The following is a 20,000-nucleotide window of genomic DNA, read 5'->3' as shown; positions in this document are numbered from 1 at the left end:
TCGGGCTCGAGGTGCATGGCGACGCCGCCAAGATCGTTCGCACCAGCGTTTACGACAGGACCCAGCACATCGTCACCATCGCGCTCGACGACCGCGACCAATACGTGCCGGCGCAGGAGCCGGAGCCAAATCCCGAATTGCTGACGGCGTTCGACGATTCGCCTGCGCCCGTGGTGCGCGGCAATCTACCGAACGTCTATGACGGCATCTATCGCACCGCCTATTCCTACGGCATGTCCAAGGCGATGACGCAGCGGCTGATCAAGTTGCTGGCATCCGGTGTCGATTTCCAGTCGCGCCTCAGTCCCACGGATCGCATCGAGGTGCTGTTCTCGCAGCCCGATGGCGACGACCAGGCGTCCGACGAATCCGAGCTGCTTTACGTCTCCGCGACTTTCGGCGGCACGACGCGAAATTTCTACCGTTTCCAGATGCAGGACGGCAGCACCGACTATTTCGACGAAAACGGCAGCAGCGCCCAGCAGTTTCTGCTTCGCAATCCCTTGCCCAATGGCAGGTTTACGTCGGGGTTCGGTGCCAGGCGCCACCCCATTTTGGGGTATGTGAAAATGCATACCGGCACCGACTGGGCAGCTCCGGTGGGCTCGCCGATTATTGCCGCGGGCAACGGCGTCGTCGAAAAGGCCGGCTGGGCTGGCGGCTATGGCAAGCAGATCATCCTGCGGCACGCCAATGGTTACGAGACGTCCTACAATCACCAGAGCGCCTTTGCCAAGGGCATCGAGCCGGGTGTTCGCGTCCGCCAGGGTCAGGTTATCGGCTATCTCGGCTCAACCGGCCTCTCCACCGGTCCGCATCTTCATTACGAACTGATCGTCAACGGCACCAAGGTCGATTCGATGCGCGTCCGCCTGCCGGTCGGCAAGACGCTGAAGGGCGACGACCTCGTCGCCTTCAAGCGCGAGCGCGAACGCATCGACGACCTGCTCAAGCAGGAAGACAGCAATCAGCTGAAGGTAGCGAGCGCCAAGATCGAAGGCTGAGCCGACGTTTTTCGTCGTCAGCCCTGCTGATTCGCCGTGTCGCGCGCCCATGGCAGCCGCTCGCCGGAAACCGTCGTCCAGGCGGTGATTGCCGAAAGCAGGCAAAGCAGCGCGGTCACTGCGGCAACGGCCGCGAATGCCGCGTCGCTGGCGGCAAGCCGTGCCGCATCGAGATCGGGCGCCAGGCCGGCGGGCGCCGGTTCGCCGAAACCCGGAATGCCGGAGCCGGCACCGGTATCGAGCACGGCAGCGTAGACCCAGGCCGCCAGCGATCCCATCGCCGCCACGGCAATCAGGCCGCCGATGCGCGAGACGGCGTTGTTGATGCCCGAGGCCGCACCCGTATCCTTGTCCTCGACCGCCGTCATGATGGCGGTCGAGAGCGGCGACACCACCAGCGCCATGCCGAACCCCATCAGCGCCATCAGCGGGAACACCCCCAACCAGAAATTGTGGATGCCCCAATAGGCCAGCAAGGCAAGCCCGGCAAAGGCAACAGCCACCACCAGACTGCCGCTGGCGATCGGAAAGCGAGGCCCGATGCGGTCGGACCACTGGCCGACCGGCCCGGACAGCAGCGCGATCAATGCCGACAGCGGCAGGAAGATGAAGCCGACCTCGGCCGTGCTCAGCCCCCATCCGGCGATCATGAGCATCGGCAGATAGAACAGATTGGCCGACAGCGCGAAATAAAGGAAGAAGGTCGCCACATTGGCGCCCGCAAACGCCCCAATCCGAAACAGCGATAGGTCGATCATCGGCTCGCGCCGCCGGCGTTCGAAGACTATGAACACGACGAGCAAAACTGCGCCGGCGGCAATACTCGGGCCGGACATCAGCCCCTCCCCGTCACCGCTCATCGAGGTCAGGCCGTAAGCGAGCGCTCCGAACGCCAATATGGCGAGTGCTGCGCCGCCGAGATCGAGGCTGCGCTTTTCCGCCGGCGCGTCGGCGGGAACCTTGGCCAGCAGAAGATAGATCGAGATAAGACCGAGCGGCAGGTTGATGGCGAAGATCGCCCGCCAGATGCCGTCGCCGAAGGCCGACAGCACGAAGCCGCCCAGCACCGGACCGAGCGCCATCGTCAGCGCTGATGCCGCCGCCCAGATGCCGATCGCCCGGCCGCGTTCCTTTTTCGGATAGGCTTTGGCGATAATGGCCAGGCTGCCCGGCACCATGACGGCCGCTCCAACACCCTGGATAGCCCGAAACGCAATAAGCACCGCCGGGTTAGGCGCCAACGCGCAGGCAAGCGAGGCGGCGATGAACAGGACGATGCCGGCGACGAAGGAGTGGCGCAGGCCGAAGCGATCGCCAGCGGCGCCGCCGACGAGAATGAGGGCTGAAAGCGTCAATGCATAGGCATTGGAAATCCATTGCGCCTCGGCGAGGCTGGCGCCGAGGTCGACGCGGATCGCCGGCGTCGCAATAGCCAGGACCGATCCGTCGATAAAGCCGAGTGCGGAAGCCAGGATCGCCGCGATCAGCACGAACCGCCGCTGCGCCTGCGGGCAAAACGTATCGGACGGAAGTGAGCCGGTCAGGGGAACGGCGCCGGTACCGACTTTGGTTGGCGTGTGCATGCTGCCTTACCTAGACCGCCGGGGGGCCAGCGACAACCGGCCAGCAGGCTGTTCTCGTTGAAACCAGCCCGAACCTGGCCATGCAGGCAGGACCACGCCAGTGCGGGTGCAAACGGCCGATGCCGTGCTAAGCTTCTTGCAGCGCGACTGGCAAGGGGGAAAATACCCGCATGAAACGACCGCTCGAACCCTCGGCGGAAGGACGTGGGCGCGTCGTCGGCATCACCGACGGCGTGTTCGCCATCGCGCTCACCCTGATCGTTCTCGAGATCAGGGTGCCAGCGCATGAAACGGTGCATTCCGAAAACGAGTTGATCGCCGCGGTCGCAGCACTGGCGCCGCGTTTTCTGACCTATGCGCTCAGCTTCCTGACGCTGACCATCTTCTGGTTCGGCCAGCAGGCGCAGCACGGGCTGATCGCGAAGTCCGACAGGCGGCTTGCCACGCTGAACCTTTGTTTTCTCGGTTTCATCGCCTTGCTGCCGTTCTCGACCGATCTTTTGGCCGACTTCCTCGAATTCAGAACCGCCGTGCTCGTCTACTGGCTCAATCTTTTGATGCTCGGGCTGACGCTGCTCGCCAGTTGGCGCTATGCGGACAAAAACGGCCTCCTGGCGGAAGGCGTCGATGCGGAGACCACCCGAACGGTCTATCTGCGCATCGTCAAGGCGCAGATCCTGTGGGCGATCGGCGCTGCACTCTGCCTGGTCAGCCCGCTGCTCAGCGTCGGCTTCATCCTGGTGGTGCAGCTGATCTATGCGGCGGCGCTACGCGCGCCATTGCTGCGCAAGATCATCGGGTGAGTGGAGCAAAAACGCTCAACTCAGTCGACGAACTCCACCGTGACGCCGGGCGACACGATCTTGGCCAGCTCGCGCGCGTCCCAATTGGTCAGCCGCACGCAGCCATGGCTTTCGGTCTTGCCGATCTTGGACGGATCCGGGGTGCCGTGAATGCCGTAGGTCGGCTTGTCCAGCGCAATCCAGACCGAGCCGACCGGGCCGTTCGGCCCCGGCGGGATGGTCAGGATCCGGTCGTTTTCGCCCTGCTTGAAATTGATGTTCGGATTGTAGGTGTAATTCGGGTCCAATGCGACACGCGACACCGTATGCGTGCCGGACGGCGACGGCGTGTCCGACGAGCCGATGGTCGCCGGATAGGCCGCGACCAGCTTGCCCGCCGCATCATAAGCGCGGACCTGCTTGTTGGCCTTGTCGGCGATGATGCGCGCCACCGGCGTCGCCACCAGCCTGCCGAAATTGGCGACCTTGATGATGGTGCCGGGGCGGCTGAAATTGGCGTCCGGATTGAGCGACTTTAGATAGTTTTCATCCATATGGAAGCGCTCGGCCAGCGCCTCGGGCACCGACGTGTAGCCCATGCGGTCGAGCTGGGCCTTTTGGCTGTAGTCCTCCGGTATCGAGGCGACATAGGGGCCGGCCGCATCCTCGGGCGTGATCGTATAGGAGGCGAAGGCATCGCCACCGGATTGCGCCAGGGCGGCCTGGATGCCGATCGCGTCGGTCGATTTCAGATTGCTGCCGGTGATCTCGTTATAGGCGGCAAGCGCCTTGTCGACATTCGAGCCGAAGCGTCCGTCGATGACGCCTGGCGAAGAACCGGCACGGTCGAGCAGCACCTGCAGCGCCGCCACGTCCTGGCGGGCGCCGAGCGATAACGACGGGTCGACCGCCGTTTTGCCACCAGTGCTTGGCGGCAAGGCCGCCTGCTCGCCCGGCACTGTCGGTTCGACCGGCTCGATCGAAGCCTCATTGAGCGGCTGGCGCTCAATGGTGCGCGGCTTCACCGGCTGCGCTTCCTCCGGAAAATTGTTGCCATAGCCGCCGTCATCCCGCGGCGCTTCGGGGAAGACTTCTGCCGAATTGTCGCCATAGGGGTCGTACTCGTCAGCCGGCGGCACGATGACCCTGCCTTCGTCTTCCAACTGCCTGCGACGGAACCGCGCCGTGTCCTCCGGATCGTCAAGATAATAGCGGTCGTCTTCGACCGGTCCGAGATTGCGCAGGCGCTCGCGGCGCAAGGCACGGCGATCGAGCCTGGTCTGCGGCGGCTGGATGGCGATAACCTTGCCGGTCTCCGCATCGACGATGACGCGGTTTCCCCTGGCGTCGTAATAGATGTCGAGATTGCCGTTCTGGGCGACAAGAATGCCGCCGTCATCGGCAGCACGACCCACCCGTGGCGCAGTATCCACTATCGGCGATGCCATCGTATTCGAAGCCAGCAGCCCGGCAGCAAGCGCTGAAAGGGTAAAGATGGTGCGCAACATGGTGGCCAAAATTCTCCGGTCCGTAATTGCCGCCGCCGGCATTGTCTCTCAAGAGCGCCGCGCGTCCTTTTGGGCTTAAGGACACTCTAACGCTTTAAATCTCCGCATCGTGCTTTGCGAAAATCAAAACTCGATTTCGGGCCGATGTGGTCGCGAACCCCTTCGCCAGCAAATCACTTGCGTACGATAAGGTTCCAATATGAACCGGGCATGAAGATGGCGGATTTCTGGCAGATCAACCGGCAATGAGTCCCAATTCCTTGCGCGCCTGCTTCGTCAGCTTCAGCGCGACGAGACGGTGGCTTTCGCGCAGATAATCCTTCAGCGCCTCGTCATCCATGCTTTCGCCTGTCTGGCGCTGGATCCATTTCATGCCGCGCGAGGCGAGATAGGGCGCCGGCCGAAGGCCCGGTTGTTCCCTCAGCACGTCATAGGCGATATCGGAGCATTTGAAGGTGACGAACGGCTCCTTGCCTTCACTCCAGCCGCCGATCGCAAACACCTTGCCGCCGACTTTCCAGACATGGGCGCCGCCCCACTGCACGACATGGGTCGTCGAAGGCAGCGAGGCGCAGAAGCTGTTATAATCGTCCAGCGTCATCTGCGCCCCGCCAATGATGTTAGACCATGAGATCATGGTCATAAGAGAAGAGAGGAGCCCATCCGAATCCATCAGGATGGAACAGGCTCTTGCCTTGAAGTCAGGCGGCCGCCTCGGTTGCCACGACCGCCGGCTTCGAGCGGAAGTTCAGCCGGTCGGACCCGGCGGTGACCTTGACGGTCGAGCCGTCGAGGATCTCGCCGAGCAGGATCTTTTCCGCCAGCGGATCCTGCAATTCCTTCTGCATTACCCGCTTCAGCGGCCGCGCGCCATAGGCCGGGTCGTAACCCTTGGCCGCCAGCCAGTCGATCGCCTCCTGATCGAGCGAAAGCGCGATCTTGCGGTCGACAAGCAAGTTTTCCAGCCGCTTGAGCTGGATTTCGACGATGCGGCCCATATCCTGCCGGCGCAGCCGGTGGAACAGGATCACCTCGTCGATGCGGTTGAGGAATTCCGGCCGGAACGAAGCCCTGACCACATTCATCACCTCGTCGCGCACCACGTCGACATCCTGGTCCTCGCCGAGATTGACCAGATATTCGGCGCCGAGGTTGGACGTCATGATGATCAGCGTGTTGCGGAAGTCGACCGTACGGCCCTGCCCGTCGGTCAGCCGGCCGTCGTCGAGCACCTGCAGCAGCACGTTGAACACGTCCGGATGCGCCTTCTCGATCTCGTCGAACAGCACGACCTGATAGGGCCGCCGCCGGATCGCTTCGGTCAGCGCGCCGCCTTCCTCATAGCCGACATAGCCGGGGGGCGCGCCGATCAGCCGGGCGACCGAGTGCTTCTCCATGAACTCCGACATGTCGATGCGCACCATGGCGCTCTCGTCGTCGAACAGGAAGCTGGCCAGTGCCTTGGTCAATTCGGTCTTGCCGACGCCCGTCGGTCCGAGGAACATGAACGAGCCGAGCGGCCGGTTCGGGTCCTGCAGGCCGGCGCGCGCACGGCGCACCGCTTTCGACACCGCCTGCACCGCCTCACCCTGGCCGACGACGCGCTTGCCGACCTCGTCTTCCATGCGCAACAGCTTGTCGCGTTCGCCTTCCAGCATCTTGTCGACCGGGATCCCCGTCCAGCGCGACACGATATGAGCGACGTGATCGGGGCCGACCACTTCCTCGACCATGCCGGCCTTGCCATCCCTGGCTTCAGCCTGCTTCAGCTGCTTTTCGAGTTCCGGGATCTTGCCATAGGCAAGTTCGCCGGCGCGCTGGAATTCGCCCTTGCGCTGCGCAATGGCAAGTTCGTTGCGCGCCTCGTCGAGCTGCTTCTTGAGGTCGGCGGCAAGCCCGAGCTTCTGCTTCTCGGCCTGCCACTTCGAGGTCAGCTCGGTCGATTCCTCCTCGAGGTTCGAGAGTTCCTTCTCAAGCCGGGCGAGCCGGTCCTTCGAGGCATCGTCCTTCTCGACCTTGAGCGCCTCGCGCTCGATCTTGAGCTGCATGATGCGGCGATCGATCTCGTCCAGCGCCTCGGGCTTCGAATCGACCTGCATCCTGAGCCGCGAGGCGGCCTCGTCGACGAGATCGATCGCCTTGTCCGGCAAGAAGCGGTCGGCGATGTAGCGGTTTGACAGCGTAGCGGCCGCGACCAGCGCCGAATCCGAGATGCGCACCTTGTGGTGCTGCTCGTATTTCTCTTTCAGGCCGCGCAGGATCGAGACGGTGTCTTCGACCGTCGGCTCATTGACGAAGACCGGCTGGAAGCGGCGGGCAAGGGCCGCATCCTTCTCGACATGCTTGCGGTATTCGTCGAGCGTGGTGGCGCCGACGCAGTGCAGCTCGCCGCGGGCCAGCGCCGGCTTCAGCAGGTTCGACGCATCCATGGCGCCATCCGCCTTGCCGGCGCCGACCAGGGTGTGCATCTCGTCGATGAACAGGATGATGCCGCCGGCCGCAGACGTGACTTCGGAAAGCACCGCCTTCAGCCGCTCCTCGAACTCGCCGCGGTATTTGGCGCCGGCGATCAGCGACCCCATGTCGAGCGCCATCAGCTGCTTGTCCTTGAGCGATTCCGGCACATCGCCATTGACGATGCGCAGCGCCAGCCCTTCGGCGATCGCCGTCTTGCCGACGCCGGGTTCGCCGATCAGCACCGGGTTGTTCTTGGTGCGGCGCGACAGCACCTGGATGGTGCGGCGAATTTCGTCATCACGGCCGATGACCGGATCGAGCTTGCCCGCGCGGGCGTCCGCCGTCAGGTCGCGCGCGTATTTCTTCAGCGCGTCGTAGCCCTGCTCGGCGCTCGCCGAATCGGCGGTGCGACCTTTGCGTACGTCGTTGATGACCTGGTTCAGCGCCTGCGGCGTGACACCCGCCTTGGACAGGATGTCGGCGGTCTTGGCCGACTTTTCCATGGCAAGCGCCTGCAAAAGCCGTTCGACGGTAACGAAGCTGTCACCGGCCTTCTTGGCCAGTTCCTCGGCGGTCGAGAACACCTTTGCCAGCGGCTGCGCCAAATAGAGCTGGCCATTGCCGCCCTCGACCTTGGGCATTGCCTCCAGTGCCGTTTCGACGCCGAGCTTGACGTCACGGACATTGCCGCCGGCGCGCTCGATCAGCGACGCAGCCAGGCCCTCGTCGTCGTCGACAAGGACCTTAAGAATATGCTCGGGGGTGAATTGCTGGTGGCTGCGGGAAAGCGCCATGGTTTGCGCGGACTGGATAAAGCCACGCACGCGCTCGGAATATTTTTCAAGATTCATGCCTGTCTCCTTCCGTCACCGGCCCGCTTCGCGGCACCGGATCGGATTGCGGTGACGGACCCGCCCGTTCGAGCCGGATCCTGTTCACGCAAGATATGGGACGCAAACCACGGACCCTCAAGACGCCTCGACACTGGCGAACGCATAATATTCCGAGCGCGCAAAACAAAAACGGCGGAGATTTCTCTCCGCCGTCCAGGGTAAAGGATGCGCTAAGATCGCCTGAACGTTTCTTCGATCAATTCTCGACGTCGGCAATAGTAGGTTGACCGCCGGCGTCTTCAGCCGGCGCCGCATCGACATTGCCAGTTTCGGCACTGTCAGGGCCGGAACTGTCAGGGCCGGCATTGTCGTTGCCGCCATTTGCCTGTTCGACATCGAGGCGCGGACGACGCGGACGCCTGGGGCGGCGGGCCGGGCTGTTTTCGGCCGCGGCTTCGTTGAGCTCGGCCTGGGCGGCGAGACCCGCCGGCGAAAGGTTTTCGAATTGCGGTGCGGGCTCGCTCACAAAGACCGGCTCAGCGGCCGGCACGGGCTCCGCCTGCGCCGGCGTCTCGTCGCGCCGTGGCTGTTCGACGCGCTGACCACCCTGCTGCTCGCCGCGCGCGCCATATTCGCCGCGCTGGCCGTTCTGGCCGTAACCGCCATTGGGGCGACGGTCGCGGTGGCGTCCGCCATTGTTGTCGCGGCCGCCCCGATTGTCGCGGCTGTTTTCCTGGTTCAGAGCCAGCTCGGCCGGCGTGCCATCGATGACCGGCTGCGGGCCGGCACCGTGATTGGCCGAAGCCGAGGCCTCGTTGGCATTGTTGTTGCCGGCATTGTCGAACTCATCGCGATCCTCGTCGCCGTCATCGTCGAAATCATCTCGATTCTGCTGCGCGTTCTGGATCGGCATCTGTGCCTGAGCGGCTGCGATGATGCGGTTATAGTGCTCTGCATGCTGGAGATAGTTTTCCGCCATCACCCGGTCGCCGGAGCTTTGCGCGTCACGGGCAAGGGTTGCGTACTTCTCGGCAATCTGCTGAGCCGATCCGCGGATCTTCACGTCCGGACCGTTGCTCTCATAGTTGCGCGTCAGGGGATTCGGCCCCTTACGGTTGTTGTTGTTATTGTTGTTGCCGCCGCCGCCGCCATTGTTGTTGCGACCGCGCATGCGCCTGTTTTGCTGTTGTGGCCTCATTAGACTCTCTTCACTTTGAAATTTTCGAAAAACTCTTCACGAACGGAGGCGCTCATGCGGCCAGCCGTTTCGTTCCTTCACCGGCGTTCGCCCGCATCAATTGCGTTGGCGCCACGTGCCATCCTGTTCCGGTTACTTCACTTGCCGGACGATTCCCGCACGAAGCTTGGGCGTCGTTTGCGCAAGAAGGCAGCTATTTCCAAGGAAAACCGAATCGCTAAGAGCACTGCCTGCTTCGTCTCATCCGGTTAAGGCGACCCTAGCCGCATTCCCCGGTATTGCCAAGCGCTTTTTTCGCACTGCATCACGGCTTCCACTGTTCGAACACAAGAACTCTGTCGTTTCCGCCGAGATCACGAAACACCCCGACCGGACAGTACCCGGCCGCGGAGAATATCCCCGTAACCTGTTGGTGCTGCGTATGGCCGATCTCGACCGCAATCCTGCCTTGGAGTTCCAAATAGGCTGCCGCTCCTGCGGCGATCTTCCTGTAGGGGCTCAGACCGTCCACGCCGCCATCCAGGGCCTGGCGTGGATCGAAACCGCGGACCTCGTCCTGCAGATTTCCAATGTCGTCTGAGGGTATATAGGGAGGGTTTGCGACAATTACATGGTACCGGCCAGAAACTTTTTCAAACCAGTCGGATTTGAGCGCCGTGAACCGACCGGCGAGCCCCAATTCCCCGGCATTACGCATGGCCGTGACCAGCGCCTCTCGCGAAATGTCGACGCCGGTGGCGGTCGCGGCCGGGACAGCGCTGAGCAGCGCCAGCGCGATGGCACCGGTGCCGGTCCCCAGATCGAGGACGCGGCAGCCGCCTTCGCGTGCCGCCATTGCCTTGACGAAGGGCAGTATAGCCTCGACCAGCGTTTCGGTATCCGGCCGCGGCTCCAGCGTTTGCGGCGAAAGCGACAGGCGCAAGCCGTAGAATTCGCGATAGCCGAGGATGCGGTGCACCGGCTCGCCGGCGATACGCCGCCGCAGTGCGGCATCGATCGCTGCTCTCACGCCCGCATCGACCGTTTGCTCGGGATCGGCGATGGCCTGCGTGCGGGTCGTGCCGGAAAAATGCTCGACGATCAGCCTGGCATCGAGCGCCGGATCCGCGATCCCGGCCGCGGTAAGCCGGTTTCGCGCCTCCCGCAACAGTGAGGCGAGCGTGCCGGGCAGGCCGTCAGCCATCGAGGCCGATATCGGCGAGCAGCTTCGACTGGTGATCGGCGATCAGCGCGTCGATGATCTCGTTAAGCTCACCCATCATCACCCGGTCGAGCTTGTAGAGCGTCAGGTTGATGCGATGATCGGTGACGCGCCCTTGCGGAAAATTATAGGTGCGGATGCGTTCCGAGCGATCGCCCGAGCCGACCTGCGACTTGCGCGATTCGGAGCGTTCCTCGTCCGCCTTGCTGCGCTCGAGATCGTAGAGCCTGGCGCGCAGGATCTGCATGGCCTTCGCCCGGTTCTGGTGCTGCGACTTTTCCGCCTGCACCACCATGATGCCGGTCGGCAGATGGGTGATGCGCACGGCCGAATCGGTGGTGTTGACGTGCTGGCCGCCGGAACCCGAGGCGCGCATCGTGTCGATGCGGATGTCTTCGGCCCTGATGTCGATATCGACCTCTTCCGCTTCCGGCAACACCGCGACCGTCGCCGCCGAGGTATGGATGCGCCCGCCCGCCTCCGTCGTCGGCACGCGCTGCACGCGGTGCACGCCGGATTCGAATTTCAGATGCGCAAAGACGCCCTTGCCCGAAACGGTGGCTATGATTTCCTTGTAGCCGCCGACCTCGCCCTCGCTGGCCGACACCGTCTCGAAACGCCAGCCATGCGCCGCGGCATAGCGCTCGTACATGCGAAATAGGTCGCCGGCGAAAAGTGCCGCCTCGTCACCGCCGGTGCCGGCGCGGATTTCGAGAATGGCGTTCTTTTCGTCGGCGGCATCCCTTGGCAACAGCAGGATTTGGATGTCCTGCTGCAGCGCCTCGATGCGATGCTTGACCCCTGGCAGATCGGCCTCGGCCAAGGCCCGCATCTCGGCGTCGGTGCCCTTGTCGGCGAGCATCGCCTCCAGATCGGCCTGTTCGCGCTCGGCGGCGCGTAGCGCCCTGATCTTTGCCACCATCTCCTGGATGTCGGCATATTCGGAGGCCATCCTGACATAGGCGTCCGCCGCCGGCCCGGCCGACATCTGCGCTTCGAGCATGTCGAAACGCTTGACGACTTGGTCCATACGGTCGCGGGGCAGGTTGATCATGGCGAAGTCTACAACGGTATGGAGCGGTCGTCGGCAAAGGCTTGCAGCAGCGCCCGCATCGGCAGGCCTTGCGCCGGCGCCATCAGATTGTCGTCGAAGAACGCTTCCAGTTCGCTGAGCGGCAGTTCCGTCAGCATCGCCTTGACCGGGCCGATCGAAGCCGGCGACATCGAGATCGAGCGGTAGCCAAGGCCGATCAGCGCCATCGCCGAAATCGGCTTGCCGGCAAGTTCGCCGCACAGGGTCACCGGCGTATGGTTGCGCGCTCCGGCGTCGGCAATTTTCTTCAAAACACGCAGGAACGGCGTCGAGAGCGGGTCGAAGCGGTCGGACAATTGGGTGTTGCCGCGATCCACCGCCATGACGAACTGGAACAGATCGTTCGAGCCGACCGAGACGAAATCGACCGCCTTCATCAACTCGTCGAGCTGGAACAGCAGCGACGGCACCTCCAGCATCGCGCCCACCTTGAGGCTAGTCGGCAAATGATGGGCAAAGCGCGACAAATGCCGCACCTCGCGATCGATGATCTCGCGCGCCTGCACGATCTCGCCGAGTTCCGTCACCATTGGCAGCATCAGCTTCAGTTCGCGCCCGCCGCACGCCTTGAGCAGTGCGCGGATCTGGGTGCGCAGCAGGCCGGGCCGGTCGAGCGTCAGGCGGATGGCGCGCCAGCCGAGCGCCGGGTTCTCCTCCTGGATCGACCCCTTGAAATAGGGCAGCACCTTGTCGCCGCCGATATCGATGGTGCGGAACGTCACCGGCTTGCCGCGCGCCGCCTCGAGCACGTCGCGATAGAGCCGCTCCTGCGCTTCGGCGCGCGGAAAAGTCGAGGCGACCATGAATTGCAGCTCGGTGCGGAACAGGCCGATGCCGGCCGCGCCAGCTTCGGCCAGTTGCGGCAGATCGACCGCCAGCCCGGCATTCATCAGAAGATCGACCTGAACACCGTCCTTGGTCACCGACGGCTTCTTGCGCAGTTCGCGATAGACCTCTTGCCGCCGCGCCCTGAAGCGCACTTTCTCGGCATAGGCCGCCTCGAGGTCGGGCTGCGGGCGCAGATGGATCGCGCCTTCCTCGCCGTCGACGATGATGGCATCGCCGTTTTCCGCCATGGAAACGGCGCCCTTCATCTGGCCGGCGACCGGTATGCCCATCGCACGGGCCACGATGACGACATGGCTGGTCGCCGCGCCGTCCTCCAGCACCAGCCCGCGCAGCTTGTCTCTGGGATAATCGAGCAGCTCGGCAGCACCCATCGAGCGGGCGACGATGATGGCGTCCTTGGGCAGCGAAGCCGCGACATCCTCCGGTCCGCGCCCCATAAGCTGCCGCAGCAACCGATTGGCGAGATCGTCGAAATCGCTCATCCGTTCGCGCAGATACGGATCGGTCATGTGCAGCATGCGGGCACGCATGTCGCTCTGCACCTTTTCGACCGCCGCTTCGGCCGTCAGGCCGTTGCGGATCGCCTCCTCCAGCCGGCGTACCCAGCCGCGATCGTTGGCGAACATGCGATAGGCTTCGAGCACCTGGCGATGCTCGCCCTCGAAGGCGACGTCGCGGCGCTCCAGCATGTCGTCGATGGAGAGCCTGAGCGAGCCGAGGGACGCGTCGAGCCGCCTGACCTCCTCCTCGCTGTCCTCGTTGAACAGGTTGGTGACGACAATGCGCGGCTCGTGCAGCACCACATGGCCAAGCCCGACGCCTTCATTGAAGGACAGGCCGGTAAAGCTTACCGGGCGACGCAGATCGAGCTCGAGGCCGGGGCGCGTCAGCCGCTCCAGATCGCCGGTGGCGATCATCTCGGCGATCACCATCGCCGTCGTTTCCAGCGCCTCGACCTCGTCGTCTCGATAATGGCGCATGGTCTTGTTCTGCACGACCAGGACGCCGAGCGTCCGCCCTGCCCTCAGCACCGGCACGCCGAGGAAGGAATTGTAGATTTCTTCCCCGGTCTCCGGCAGGTAGGCGAAGGCAGGATGCTCCTGTGCATTGGAAAGGTTGAGCGGCCGCGCCGAGGCCGCGATCGTGCCGACCAGGCCTTGACCCAGCCTGAGCTGCGCCAGGTGGACGGCGTTCGGGTTCAGGCCTTCGGTGGCGTAGAGCTCGAGCACCGAATCGGCGCGCAGCACATAGAGCGAGCAGACCTCGGCAACCATGTTGGAGGCGATGTCGCGCACGATCCGGTCAAGCCGCTCCTGCGGCTCCAGCGGCTCTTGCATGAGCTCGCGGAGCCGTTTCAGCAAAACGCGCGGGCCACTGGCCGAATCACGCATCGCGGCTTCTTCTCCAATAGCATTTCAGCCGGTGCAGGTTGCCCTGCACAGCGGCACAAACGCAACAACTCAATTAGAGCGCCGTGCGTCCAATTGAACGCATAAAGGCCGCTCCAAGACTTTCGATCTGCTACTGCTTATCCAGACCGTAGACGGAATGCAAAGTGCGAACTGCTAGTTCCGTATAGGGACCGTCGATCAGGATCGAAATCTTGATTTCGGACGTTGTAATGGCGCGGATGTTGATCGACCTGTCGGCCAGCGCCTTGAAGGCGGTGGCGGCGACGCCGGCATGGCTGCGCATGCCGATGCCGATGACCGAGACCTTTGACATGCCGGCTTCCGACTGCACCACATCGTAGCCGATCGTCGCCTTCAGCCGTTCGAGCACGGCAAGCGCCTTGTCGACGTCGCCGGATGGCACGGTGAAGGTCATATCGGTGAACTTGCCGTCCTCGGAAATGTTCTGGACGATCATGTCGACGTTGATGTTGGCCTCGGCGAGCGGCCCGAAAATGCCGGCGGCGACGCCCGGCCGGTCGCCGACGCGGCGCAGCGATATCTGCGCCTCGTCCTTGGCATAGGCAATTCCGGTGACGACCTGCTGTTCCACGATCTCTTCCTCGTCGCAAATAAGCGTTCCCGGCGGATTGAGCAAATCCCCCATTCCGGGTGCATCGGGATCGTCGAAGGACGACCGCACAAAGGTACGCACCCTGTGCACCATGGCAAGCTCGACCGAGCGCACCTGCAGGACCTTGGCGCCCAGCGAGGCCATTTCGAGCATTTCCTCGAAGGAAATCTTGGCCAGCCGCCGCGCCTTCGGCTCGATGCGCGGATCGGTCGTGTAGACCCCGTCGACATCGGTGTAGATGTCGCAGCGGTCGGCCTTGACCGCCGCCGCGATGGCGACAGCGCTGGTATCGGAACCGCCGCGGCCGAGCGTTGCGATCCGGTTGTCCGGCCCGATGCCCTGGAAACCGGCCACCACCGCCACCTGGCCTTCGCCGAAGCGCTTGATCAGGAACGCGCCGTCAATATCGAGAATGCGCGCCGCGCCATGCGCGTTGTCGGTCTTGATCGGGATCTGCCAGCCTTGCCAGGAGCGGGCATGCACGCCGATATTCTGCAGCGCGATCGCCAGCAAGCCGGCGGTGACCTGCTCGCCGGCCGCGACGACGGCGTCATATTCGCGCGCATCGTGCATCGGCGAGGCCTCGCGCGTCCAATGCACGAGCTCGTTGGTCTTGCCGGCCATCGCCGAGACCACGACGGCGACCTCATGGCCGGCATCGACCTCGCGTTTGACGTGACGCGCCACATTGCGGATGCGGGCGATGTCGGCGACGGACGTTCCGCCGAATTTCATCACGATGCGCGCCATGGAAGCGAAATGCCTTTGACTGAATGCCGGACCGAGGGCCGAAAAGCGGAAATGCGTCCGACCGGGCCGGACGCTCAATGCGCGGCCTCCTTAGCCAAATGATCGCGGTTTCGCAAGGCATGCCGCCGCTGCCGGCCAGGCGACACACGAGCGCAGTGTCACGCCTGCACTGCTTGTTGGCAAATGCCGCTCGCTTCAGCCCTGCAGTGCCGTGGCTCTCCACAGGCGCGGATAATCGAGGACGAAACCGAGCGGCGAGACCTCCAGCATCTCGTTGTAGCCGAACAGCGGCGCGGCATAGGCGTAGTGTGCTGCATCGACGCGCTGATAGGTCTGTTCCAGGTGCGTCAGCCTCAGGTCGGGAAATGTCAGATAGGCCGCCGGGGCGGGCGTCGCCGTGCCGACATCGAGGGCAAAACGGCGGAGCGCCAAAAGGTTTGTGGCAGGCGTGAAGCCGAGATCGACATCGATGAGACCGTCGGCTTCCGCTTGATGCTCGCCGTTCAGCGTCCATTGGCGCTCGGTAAGCCGGTCGATGCCATAATGCAGCTCTTGCGTGCCGAGGAAGCCGTCGGCACGCGCCGAGCGCGTATGCCAGCCGGTATCGCAGTCCACCTCGTAGGCGATGCTGCACGGCTTGCCGTCCTGGACGAAAAGCGCGTGTCCCCTGAGGTTCCACCCGGAACTCGCTTCCGACAGCAGGCAAGCGTCGTGGCCTTCCTGGTCAAGCCGGCGCCAAAGAATGGAAGCAACCGTTCGCATCGTTGTGCACTCCTTCGATCACCATGTCTCTGCTTCGTCCGCCAGGGCATTGGTGTTTCCTTCCGGGACACCATCAACTGACATGTGCTGACACAATTGCCTCCGGCAAAAGGCGGTGCTGTCAGGCATCACGCGCATCGCGCTGCCGGCGGTGAATTTCGCGCCTTGACATTCGCAGCCTTGCGCCCGACTTCCTAGCGTCCGAGGAGACCACGCCATGCCAGAGCCCCGACGATCGACGATCGATGCCGGAGAGGTGGAACGATTTTCCGCCCTTGCCGCCGAATGGTGGAACCCGAACGGCAAGTTCCGCCCGCTGCATAAGTTCAACCCGATCCGGCTTGCCTATATCCGTGACCAGGTGGCGGCCCGCTTCGGCCGTGATCCGCGTGCGGCACGGCCGTTCGAAGGCCTGCGCTTCCTCGACATAGGCTGCGGCGGCGGGCTTTTGTGCGAGCCGATGGCGCGGCTTGGCGCCGAAGTGGTCGGCGCCGATGCCTCCGCCACCAACATCGAAGTGGCCAAGCTGCATGCGGCGGAAGTCGGCGTGAGCGTTGACTACCGCGCCATGACCGCGGAAGACCTGGCCGATGCCGGCGAAAAATTCGACGTCATCCTCAACATGGAAGTGGTCGAGCATGTCGCCGATGTCGATCTGTTCCTGGCCAAATGCGGCGAGATGGTCAAGCCCGGCGGCATCATGTTCGTCGCCACCATCAACCGCACGCTGAAGGCCCTGGGCCTGGCCATCATCGGCGCCGAATATGTGCTGCGCTGGCTGCCCCGCGGCACCCACCAGTTCGGCAAGCTGGTGCGCCCCGAGGAACTCGAAAAGGCGCTTGCCGGCGCCGGCCTGACCGTCATCGACCGCACCGGGGTCACCTACAGCCCGCTCGCCGACCGCTGGCAGCGGTCGAAGGACATGGATGTCAACTACATGGTGCTGGCGGAGAAGGTATCCGTCTGAAGCTTACGCCTTCTGGCCATATGTCTTCTGGCTTTGCGCCTTGGTGGTGATGAACACGCCGGCGGTGATGATGACCGCACCGGCCCAGGTCAGCAACTGATAGCGCTCGCCGAGGAAGAGCGTCCCGGCAAACAGCCCGACCGCCGCCGCCACATAGCCGATCTGGCTGAGATAGACCGGGCCGCCGACCGCTTGCAGGCGGAAGAAGAAGGCGAACATCGCCGAGGCTGATGCCGCCTGTGCCGCAGCGACCAGCGGCACGCCGCCGAGCGACCCGAATGCATTGCCGCCCAGCAGGATCAGAATGCCGGCAAGCAGCATCAAGGCTGCTGCCAGATGGCTGCCGACGGCAAGCTCGATCGGGCCGGTGTCTTCAGGCCAGTCGACGGTGCGGTAGATGTTGCCGGCGGCGAGGCTGACCGGGATGAGCAGGCCCATCGCCACCCAGAAAAATTCGGCCGGATGGCCCGCTTCCCCGCGCGTCACGGCCACCATGACTGCGCCCACGAAACCGACGACTATGCCGACGATGCCCAGCATGGTCGGGCGCCTGACCCCGAGCAGCATCGAGAACACCAGCGTGACGACCGGCGACAGCGTGAACATGATGCCGCTGTAGCCGGCGCCCAGATGCGGAATGGCTGAAAACATCAGCAGATTGGGGATTGCGTAGGAGACGGCCGCGGTGACAAAGAAATAGCGCAGCCTGTGCGGCGAAAGCCGCATGCGCTGCCCGTTGAGCAGCAATGCGCACAAAAGCACGCCGCCGGCGCCAAGCGAGATGACGAAGGCCCAGACCATGGCGGGGACGCCGGCCGCCGTCGCGATCTTGCCGAACGGCAGCGTCAGGCCGAGCAGTCCACCGGTGACGACCAGAAGGCCAAGCGCCGAGTCTCAGAGAAATTTCATCGCCGTCCCATCGCCTGTTCGCACTTGGCCGATACCACAAGCTGAGGTACGATACGGTAAAGATTCTTCACGTCAAGATACATAACGGTGAGAGACATGGATCGCGCAGCAAAAGCGATCGAGCAGTGGAAAAAGGAACGGCCGGATCTCGATGTCTCGCCGATGGCCGTGCTCGGACGGTTGAACGAGGCTGCCTCGTTGATCGCGCGGGAGCGGCTGGCGCCGCTGTTTGCAAGTTACGGACTGCAATCCGGAGAATTCGATGTGCTGGCGACGCTGCGTCGTTCCGGGCCGCCATACGCGCTGACGCCGACCGCTCTGTACGAGGCGACGATGGTGACGTCGGGCGCGATGACCAACCGCCTCGATCGGCTTGAGAAATCCGGCCTGATCAAGCGCGGGCCGCATCCCGACGATCGCCGCGGCATCGTCGTACAACTGACCCGGAAGGGCCTCGCTTTGATCGACGAGGCGGTTGCCGCGCACGTTGCCAACGAGCACGAGATACTTTCCGGCCTGATACGCCCGGAGCAGGTCATGCTGGCACGCCTGCTCGAAAAATTGATCGCGAGCCTAGGCTAACCAAACCGGCCAAAAGGGCCGGCCGAGAAGGTGGAAAACTCAAATCCTGGCCGCGGAGCCTCGTTTGGGCCGGCGGACAGCTCTGATCTTGCCGCTGTTTCCGCCGCCACAGAAAAACTGGTCACCGCCATCGGATTCGAGCCCCGACACGCCTGTTCCTGGCGGCATATCGAGCTTCTCCAGGACCTTTCCCGTTTCAGGATCGATCCGCCGGACATCGCTCTCCTCACCCTCCCAGGTGCCATGCCACAGCTCGCCATCGACCCAGCTGACCCCGGTGACGACGCGGTTGGAAACGATGGTGCGAAGGATTGCCCCTGTCTCGGGATCGACCTGATGGATCTTTCGGCCCCGATGCTGCCCGACCCAGAGCGTTCCTTCGGCCCAGGCGAGCCCGGAATCACCGCCATTGCCGGGCGCCGGGATCGACGCCAGCACCTGGCCATTCTTCGGATCGATCTTGTGGATGCGATCCTCGGCGATCTGATAGAGGTGCTGGCCGTCGAAGGCCGTTCCGGCGTGTGCCGCCACATCGATCGAGCGCACTACTTTGCCGCTCGCCGGATCGAAGGCGTTCAATCTGTCGCCTGACGCAAACCAGACATGCTCACCGTCGAAGGTGACGCCGTCGACGTGGTCGACACCCGGAAAGGGTCCATATTCACGGAGGATTTCGGCTGAGGATCGTTTCATAATACCACCCTAGTAGCCCGGCAACGGGCCGGGGAGTAACAAGATTGTCGGGAAACCCGGTACCGGCGGGGTCATCCAGCGACGCGCCCGCCCGCGGCCGAACGACTGCACCTTGCCTGACTGGGCGAGCTGCTCGAGCGCCCGCTGCACGGTACGCGAACTGGCTCCAAGCGCAATCGCCAAGGCCGAGCTCGACCACGACTCGCCGTCGGCGAGGAAGGCGAGCACCGCGGCATGATCGTCCTCGACGGGCGGCGCCAGCACGACGACCTCGCCGGCGCGGCGTGGCGCCAGGGCAAAGCCCCGCTTCGTCGCGCTCACATCGGCCAAGCTCCGAAGCTCCGCGCGAAGTCGCCCGATTTCGACCCGTAACCGCGCGCGATGTGATTCGTCCGCGTCCTTTCCGCGGAAAGCGCGCGCAATAAGCGTCGATCTTGCCACGTCCCCCGGCCAGGCTTCGGCCAGCGCGCGGGCAACAGCGAACAGCACCGGGCGGGTCGCCAGCGAGATGACGGTGTCTGCGACCCGCACGACATTGCGGCATGCATCCACCACGAGCGCCCCCGACGCCAGGAGCGCTTCGACTTCGTCGAGCAGAAGGGGCCGTTCCTCGCCACGGGCGACAAGGCGTGCCGCCGGCGTCTCCAGCACCAGCGATGCGCTCTCCACCTCTGCGGTCAGCGCGGGGATGCCGGCCGCGGGGGGGGGGGGGGGGGGGGGCCGGGGGCGGGGGGGGGGGGGGGGCGGGCGGCGGCCGCGCGGCGGGGGGGGGGGGGGGGCCCGCCGCCGGGGGGGGGGCCGGGG

General features: G+C 64.1%; 16 protein-coding genes and 1 pseudogene (1 of these 17 running past the window's edge). 4 read left to right on the top strand and 13 right to left on the bottom strand.

Features of this window, described 5'->3' with window-relative positions:
• Nucleotides 1–1,004: the 3' portion of a M23 family metallopeptidase gene (locus NKH29_RS20380; RefSeq protein WP_023722302.1), read on the top strand. The gene continues 955 nt to the left of window position 1, outside the view; 1,004 of the gene's 1,959 nt are visible here — the last part of the coding sequence; its start codon lies beyond the left edge, outside the window; its stop codon occupies nt 1,002–1,004.
• Nucleotides 1,005–1,021: 17 nt separating this feature from the next.
• Here the strand turns inward: NKH29_RS20380 and NKH29_RS20375 are convergent, their stop codons facing one another.
• Complete coding sequence (locus NKH29_RS20375) at nt 1,022–2,587, bottom strand: MFS transporter (RefSeq protein ID WP_352896194.1); 1,566 nt, start codon at nt 2,585–2,587, stop codon at nt 1,022–1,024.
• Nucleotides 2,588–2,757: 170 nt separating this feature from the next.
• Between NKH29_RS20375 and NKH29_RS20370 the strand changes: the two genes are divergently transcribed.
• The gene (locus tag NKH29_RS20370; protein WP_353000464.1) at nt 2,758–3,390 is read left to right on the top strand and encodes a TMEM175 family protein; all 633 of its coding nucleotides are present in this window, start codon (nt 2,758–2,760) and stop codon (nt 3,388–3,390) included.
• 20 nt (nt 3,391–3,410) lie between these two features.
• Here the strand turns inward: NKH29_RS20370 and NKH29_RS20365 are convergent, their stop codons facing one another.
• The 9 genes from NKH29_RS20365 to NKH29_RS20325 form a co-directional block, all read right to left on the bottom strand.
• Nucleotides 3,411–4,877 (bottom strand): L,D-transpeptidase family protein, encoded by a 1,467-nt coding sequence (locus NKH29_RS20365; protein ID WP_352789580.1) that lies wholly within the window; start codon nt 4,875–4,877, stop codon nt 3,411–3,413.
• A 235-nt stretch (nt 4,878–5,112) separates the two neighbouring features.
• Nucleotides 5,113–5,478 (bottom strand): MmcQ/YjbR family DNA-binding protein, encoded by a 366-nt coding sequence (locus NKH29_RS20360; protein WP_023722299.1) that lies wholly within the window; start codon nt 5,476–5,478, stop codon nt 5,113–5,115.
• A 100-nt stretch (nt 5,479–5,578) separates the two neighbouring features.
• On the bottom strand, nt 5,579–8,185 hold the full coding sequence (gene clpB / locus NKH29_RS20355) for an ATP-dependent chaperone ClpB (RefSeq protein ID WP_352483554.1): 2,607 nt from the start codon (nt 8,183–8,185) through the stop codon (nt 5,579–5,581).
• Nucleotides 8,186–8,423: 238 nt separating this feature from the next.
• Nucleotides 8,424–9,338: a DUF4167 domain-containing protein gene (locus NKH29_RS20350; RefSeq protein ID WP_245278741.1), complete on the bottom strand. Its 915-nt coding sequence runs from the start codon at nt 9,336–9,338 to the stop codon at nt 8,424–8,426.
• A 331-nt stretch (nt 9,339–9,669) separates the two neighbouring features.
• Entirely contained in the window at nt 9,670–10,548 is an 879-nt protein-coding gene (prmC, locus tag NKH29_RS20345) for a peptide chain release factor N(5)-glutamine methyltransferase (protein ID WP_352818572.1), read from the bottom strand.
• On the bottom strand, nt 10,541–11,620 hold the full coding sequence (prfA, locus tag NKH29_RS20340; RefSeq protein ID WP_352483552.1) for a peptide chain release factor 1: 1,080 nt from the start codon (nt 11,618–11,620) through the stop codon (nt 10,541–10,543). The genes prmC and prfA overlap by 8 nt, the downstream gene beginning before the upstream one ends.
• 8 nt (nt 11,621–11,628) lie before the next feature.
• Entirely contained in the window at nt 11,629–13,899 is a 2,271-nt protein-coding gene (gene ptsP / locus NKH29_RS20335) for a phosphoenolpyruvate--protein phosphotransferase (protein WP_352483551.1), read from the bottom strand.
• Nucleotides 13,900–14,029: 130 nt separating this feature from the next.
• On the bottom strand, nt 14,030–15,283 hold the full coding sequence (locus NKH29_RS20330) for an aspartate kinase (RefSeq protein ID WP_352496390.1): 1,254 nt from the start codon (nt 15,281–15,283) through the stop codon (nt 14,030–14,032).
• A 195-nt stretch (nt 15,284–15,478) separates the two neighbouring features.
• The gene (locus NKH29_RS20325) at nt 15,479–16,045 is read right to left on the bottom strand and encodes a putative glycolipid-binding domain-containing protein (protein ID WP_023722293.1); all 567 of its coding nucleotides are present in this window, start codon (nt 16,043–16,045) and stop codon (nt 15,479–15,481) included.
• 217 nt (nt 16,046–16,262) lie between these two features.
• Between NKH29_RS20325 and ubiG the strand changes: the two genes are divergently transcribed.
• A complete protein-coding gene (gene ubiG / locus NKH29_RS20320) occupies nt 16,263–17,012 on the top strand; it encodes a bifunctional 2-polyprenyl-6-hydroxyphenol methylase/3-demethylubiquinol 3-O-methyltransferase UbiG (RefSeq protein ID WP_023722292.1) in 750 nt (249 codons plus the stop codon).
• Nucleotides 17,013–17,015: 3 nt separating this feature from the next.
• Here the strand turns inward: ubiG and NKH29_RS20315 are convergent, their stop codons facing one another.
• On the bottom strand, nt 17,016–17,888 hold the full coding sequence (locus tag NKH29_RS20315) for a DMT family transporter (protein WP_353000521.1): 873 nt from the start codon (nt 17,886–17,888) through the stop codon (nt 17,016–17,018).
• A gap of 129 nt (nt 17,889–18,017) precedes the next feature.
• Between NKH29_RS20315 and NKH29_RS20310 the strand changes: the two genes are divergently transcribed.
• Complete coding sequence (locus NKH29_RS20310) at nt 18,018–18,503, top strand: MarR family winged helix-turn-helix transcriptional regulator (RefSeq protein ID WP_023722290.1); 486 nt, start codon at nt 18,018–18,020, stop codon at nt 18,501–18,503.
• 39 nt (nt 18,504–18,542) lie between these two features.
• Here NKH29_RS20310 and NKH29_RS20305 read toward each other — a convergent pair whose 3' ends face one another.
• Both NKH29_RS20305 and NKH29_RS20300 read right to left on the bottom strand, forming a co-directional pair.
• On the bottom strand, nt 18,543–19,196 hold the full coding sequence (locus tag NKH29_RS20305) for a Vgb family protein (protein WP_023722289.1): 654 nt from the start codon (nt 19,194–19,196) through the stop codon (nt 18,543–18,545).
• Nucleotides 19,197–19,205: 9 nt separating this feature from the next.
• Nucleotides 19,206–19,895: pseudogene (locus NKH29_RS20300) on the bottom strand (helix-turn-helix domain-containing protein); the annotation flags it as partial.
• Nucleotides 19,896–20,000: the final 105 nt, after the last annotated feature.

This window comes from Mesorhizobium sp. M1295, assembly GCF_040318135.1.
Lineage (GTDB): Bacteria > Pseudomonadota > Alphaproteobacteria > Rhizobiales > Rhizobiaceae > Mesorhizobium.
Note: the sequence above shows the minus strand (reverse complement) of the source record. Positions and strands in the feature narration are given on the sequence as shown.